The 2,604-nt window shown below is 36.3% G+C and carries 3 protein-coding genes and 1 pseudogene; 3 read left to right on the forward strand and 1 reads right to left on the reverse strand.

What is annotated here, in order from left to right:
- Both F6K13_RS27795 and F6K13_RS27800 read left to right on the forward strand, forming a co-directional pair.
- A partial coding sequence (locus tag F6K13_RS27795; RefSeq protein WP_287289105.1) for a transposase occupies positions 1-761 on the forward strand: 761 nt, incomplete at its 5' end.
- Positions 762-907: 146 nt separating this feature from the next.
- On the forward strand, positions 908-1,636 hold the full coding sequence (locus F6K13_RS27800) for a uracil-DNA glycosylase family protein (RefSeq protein WP_124142974.1): 729 nt from the start codon (positions 908-910) through the stop codon (positions 1,634-1,636).
- On the opposite strand, the gene F6K13_RS27805 is transcribed toward F6K13_RS27800, so the two are convergent.
- On the reverse strand, positions 1,633-1,866 hold the full coding sequence (locus F6K13_RS27805; RefSeq protein WP_124142975.1) for a DUF167 domain-containing protein: 234 nt from the start codon (positions 1,864-1,866) through the stop codon (positions 1,633-1,635). The genes F6K13_RS27800 and F6K13_RS27805 overlap by 4 nt on opposite strands.
- A gap of 557 nt (positions 1,867-2,423) precedes the next feature.
- Here F6K13_RS27805 and F6K13_RS27810 point away from each other — a divergent pair.
- Positions 2,424-2,604, forward strand: a pseudogene (locus F6K13_RS27810) (aminotransferase class I/II-fold pyridoxal phosphate-dependent enzyme); the annotation flags it as partial.

Consider the following 2,604-nt stretch of genomic DNA (forward strand, 5'->3'; position numbering starts at 1 on the left):
GACGAGCTGATGGTTATTATTGTCAATTTCTAGTAAATGTAGAGAGAAAAGAAACTCATAATTTTCAAGGCAATGTCGTAGGAATAGATTTAGGTTTAAATACTTTTTATACTGATAGTAATGGTAAAGCGGTAGATAATCCTAAGTATTTAAGGAAGTCGGAAAAACAACTAAAAAAGCTACAACGGAAAGTATCGCGTCGGCATAAAAAAGGCCAAAAACCGCAATCAAATAACTACCACAAAGCAAGAATTCAATTAGCTAGGCAGCACCTGAAAATTAGTAGACAGCTTAAAGACCATGCGGTAAAGACTGCACGGGCGTTAATCCAATCTCACGATTTGGTAGTCTATGAGGATTTGAAAATTGCTAACCTAGTTAAAAACCATAATTTAGCCAAGTCAATATCTGATGCAAGTTGGTATCAATTCACACAATGGGTAGAGTATTATGCTAAATTGCACGGAATTGTTTGTGTAGCAGTACCTCCCCATTTCACTAGCCAAAATTGTTCAAATTGTGGTCAAACAGTTAAGAAATTATTGTCAGTGAGGACTCACAAATGTCCACACTGCGGTTATATTGCTGACAGAGACCATAACGCAGCAAGAAATATTCTGGCAAAAGGTTTAGAAATGCTAGGAGCAATAGTCAACAGTACCGAGGGGCACTCGGAACCAGGGGGAAACCCAAAAGCTACGGGAGAGTCCAACCTCTGGTTTGGTGATAGCAATGTTGCCAATCTAAAGTTGTCTCTATGAGCGTAGAATCATCAATGATGAGAATCCCGCATCATAATCTGTGATTTGATGTAGGGAGTATGTCAACTAATGGCCTTCAAGTTGAGACTTTCTACCCAAAACTTTAGACTAAACACTAGTGGCAATTGATTCCTAAATCTCCTTTCATGTCTAACGAAAAACAACTTAGTCTCTTCGACTGGTCAAACAATAATGATTATTCAGAATCTACCTCTGATTCAGACTTCGACTCCAACCTCATTCCCACAGACGCTAAAATTCCAATTCCACCAGAAACATATCAAACAATGGAGCAAATAGCAGACCATTGTAACCAATGTTGCAGATGTGAACTAGGAAAAAACCGTAGTAATGCTGTCATTGGTAGAGGCAACCCCCAGGCAGAAATTATGATTATTGGCGAAGCACCCGGTCAAAATGAAGACGAACAAGGTTTACCATTCGTTGGTAGGTCTGGGCAACTACTGGACAAAATTTTGGAGTCCGTAGAGCTAAGTAGCGATCGCCACGTTTATATTTCTAATGCTATTAGATGTCGGCCACCTGAAAATCGGACTCCGACAACTCAAGAAATAGAAGCTTGTAAACCATACTTACTAGAGCAAATACGTCTTGTAGACCCGAAAATTATTCTTTTAACTGGAGCAACGGCAGTTAAAGCTTTGACTGGTGAGAAACGAGGTATAACTAAAATAAGAGGCCAATGGCTGGAGTGGGAAGGGCGACTTTGTATGCCCATTTTTCATCCAGCTTATCTTTTGCGAAATCCTTCTCGGGAGCCTGGCAAACCAAAGTGGTTAATGTGGCAAGATATTCAGGCGGTTAAACAAAAATTAGATGAATTAGAGGGAGATAGTAATTCTATAGATTTTTAGATTTTTGGTAGAGGTATTTCAATCAATTTATTCTTTGAATATAAACCCGATTTAATCGTAATTTCTGATTTTTTCACATTAAACTTTTTTGCCAATATTTTGATTAATTCTTGATTAGCTTTACCATCTACTGGTGGAGACTTCAAACATATTTTGAAACTACCATCTGCTTCAGTTTCAATACTTTGTTGTTTGGAATTTGGTTTAATTTTTACTTGAAAAATAGCCATTGATAGATAGAGGTTATTTATTGATGATAATTTGAGCAGGGATATATGATTTAGAGTCGAGCATTACCGAATAATTAAGGTTTAAAGCTTCTCGTTTAAAGGAGAAGAAAAAATTTTCCCTACCGCGTCAATCCTATCCGTTTTCAAGGAGAGGTAATTGTTAATTATTAATTATTAATTGTTGAACACTTAGCCTCCTCTGTTCTGAATTATCCCCTATGACAGGTTCGGTGTGCGATTTTTTCCCAATAAATACGAAGTTTACTCAAATAAAAGTACTATGACGAAAGCTTAAAATTGATTTAATTAAGTAAAAAAGAAGTACTTATTAGATTTTTGGGCATTGCTGAATTAAGGTATGAAAGTAGGTTTATAGGGAACACTTAACTGGGAACAGGGAACAGTTAATATTCACAAGTAGTTCAAACCATCCAAAATAAAAAATCCCAAATACAAAATTATCAAATCATACCCACCAGTCAGCAACGCCGATTTTTGCAATTAATTTATTGATTTTCAGACAGCTAAAGAGAAATTTACTAAAGCTTGAAATAACGACTCCTACAGCTAATGCTTTAACTGCTAAAGAACTAGAATGGTTACTTAGTTTGCCTGAAGAAATTATGGTAGTAATTGATGAAGCCTATTTTGAGTTTAGTCAGACTACTGTAGCTGAACAATTAAAACAACATCCCAATTGGGTGATTTTAAGAACATTTTCTAAAGCTTTTAGATTAG

The organism is Okeania sp. SIO2B9, from assembly GCF_010672505.1.
Taxonomy (GTDB): Bacteria; Cyanobacteriota; Cyanobacteriia; order Cyanobacteriales; family Microcoleaceae; genus Okeania; species Okeania hirsuta.

Coding starts and splice junctions, on each gene's coding strand:
- F6K13_RS27800 (WP_124142974.1), top strand. CDS start 908: ATGTCTAACGAAAAACAACTTAGTCTCTTCGACTGGTCAAACAATAAT.
- F6K13_RS27805 (WP_124142975.1), bottom strand. CDS start 1,866: ATGGCTATTTTTCAAGTAAAAATTAAACCAAATTCCAAACAACAAAGT.